The organism is Vibrio aestuarianus (assembly GCF_012395185.1).
GTDB lineage: Bacteria > Pseudomonadota > Gammaproteobacteria > Enterobacterales > Vibrionaceae > Vibrio > Vibrio aestuarianus.
This window is the reverse complement of record NZ_JAAZTU010000108.1, coordinates 1-1,123: the sequence shown is the minus strand read 5'-3', so window position 1 is coordinate 1,123 and position 1,123 is coordinate 1. Positions and strand designations below refer to the sequence as shown.

The following is a 1,123-nucleotide window of genomic DNA, read 5'->3' as shown; positions in this document are numbered from 1 at the left end:
TGTTTTTATTGATATCGATAAAAATAAAATCGTAAAAAGAAGTAGTAAGACTCAAATATATAAGCTTTACAATTCTCGTTATTTGAAAAACGAGTCACAGTATGCTTTTGGTTCACAAGTTGCTGACGGCGGCGGCGGCAGTGGTTTTTCTGGTTCAATTGCTATCGGAGGAACAGTTGATTTGTGGAGTGAGGTACAAAGTTACCTAGATTCTATCGCTGACGGCAGTGAGTCATTTAAATATTCTATTTTTCAGGAATTTTCTCAACTGTCTGCGACGGGATCAAAAAATGAGCTAGACAGCGTGAGGAAATTTGTCAATAGCTACAATAAGCTAGCCTCTACAGAGGTTAAAATATCGTATAAAATTGTGACAATTGACCAAAAAACGTTGCAAGTTTTAGGTGCTGATATTCAAGGTGGAAATTCAACGGTTGGCATAAATGGCTCGGCAAGTAATGGTTTTGGTGGTAACGATGTAAGCTCAGTGTTATTTGGTTATGCTATTGATAAAGACCATGGTATTGGTGGATCGTTAACGGCCGAATTACTTCGCAGTGGTGCTAAAATTGTGAGTGAAGGTGTTGCGGTTAGTTTAAATGGCAAACCCGTTCCTGTTAATGCAGTAAACGAAGTCGGTTATGTTAGCAGTATTACCCGAGTACCTGGCGATGACGGCAATGAGGCCGCACAAACAGTATCAACAGATACTCTAGAAACAGGGATGTCATTTATGATCGTTCCTGAAGTTCTCACTGATGGTAGAATTAATATCACCATGGGTTATTCAAGGAAACGATTGAATAAAATAGCTTCATTTGGTGATGATGCTGACTCTGTTCAGTTGCCGGATATTTCACGAAACGAGAATATAAACAACCTAATTATAGAAGAAGGCAAAGAAATGGTTGCCGCAATATTTACAGAAGAACAGCAAAATCGAGGTGATTTTACAGGGCTAGTGGGTAAATCTATGCATGACTCAGACTCAAAAAACATTGTTGCTTTGATTGTCAGGGTAGATACGAAAAAATGAAAATCATAATGGATTCAATATGGCAATATAGCCACCCTGAAAAGCTTGAATTTCTAGATAAGAGAAAAAATATATATAATCTTATAT

The 1,123-nt window shown here is 37.6% G+C and carries 1 protein-coding gene; it reads left to right on the top strand.

Features of this window, described 5'->3' with window-relative positions:
- The coding region (locus tag HGG78_RS18835) for a type IV pilus secretin PilQ (RefSeq protein ID WP_172533829.1) at window positions 1-1,036 on the top strand (1,036 nt) is incomplete at its 5' end.
- Window positions 1,037-1,123: the final 87 nt, after the last annotated feature.